The following is a 692-nucleotide window of genomic DNA, read 5'->3' as shown; positions in this document are numbered from 1 at the left end:
TCATGTCACATTGACTTCAACCATGGAAGCTGAAAAAGAACTCATGAATAATGCGACCGTAAAAGTTTTTGAAAACGGAATTTATTCGTCAACGCTCTCCTCAATCGGAGAAGGATGGTATCAAGGAGATTACCCAAATATTGAAGTAAATTACAAAATGGAAGTTACAGTTCCTGGATTTGAAATGGTTTATGCCGAAACAAGTATTCCGAAATACCCTGTAATTATTGACACATTCTTTGAAAAAGCAAATTCAACTCCTGATGAACATGGCAGTTATGAATCTAAAACAACTATTATTTTTCAAGACGATCCTAACGAAGTGAACTATTACCATGCAGGTAAAAATAATTACTTTAACGATATTACTAAAGAAACCGATCCATCAATTCTTAGCGACAGTGATTTAAAGTACAATCCATTATTTTATGTTTTTACAGACATTCTCTTTCAAGGGAAGGTGAAAAACTTAACGATAATGGCAGGTGGATCAATATCTTTAAGTCCATTTGAAGATGGATTTATATTCTATCAAAATGATTATAAAAGAGATTTCGGTCCTGTGAGCAAAGAATACTATTTAGGAATTAAAAGCTGGGCACAACATTACTTCAATCAAAACAATGACGCAGATATAAACGATCCTTTATCGTTATTGTTTAAAGGTGAACCAACTGAAATGTATTCAAATG

The 692-nt window shown here is 32.8% G+C and carries 1 protein-coding gene; it reads left to right on the top strand.

What is annotated here, in order from left to right:
• Window positions 1-22: 22 nt before the first annotated feature.
• Window positions 23-692, top strand: a 670-nt coding sequence (locus tag C6368_RS17060) for a DUF4249 family protein (protein ID WP_234369164.1), incomplete at its 3' end; no start/stop codon positions are given.

It is taken from the genome of Brumimicrobium mesophilum, from assembly GCF_003025005.1.
In the GTDB taxonomy this organism is placed as follows: Bacteria; Bacteroidota; Bacteroidia; order Flavobacteriales_D; family Crocinitomicaceae; genus Brumimicrobium; species Brumimicrobium mesophilum.
This window is presented reverse-complemented; position numbering and strand designations above follow the sequence as displayed.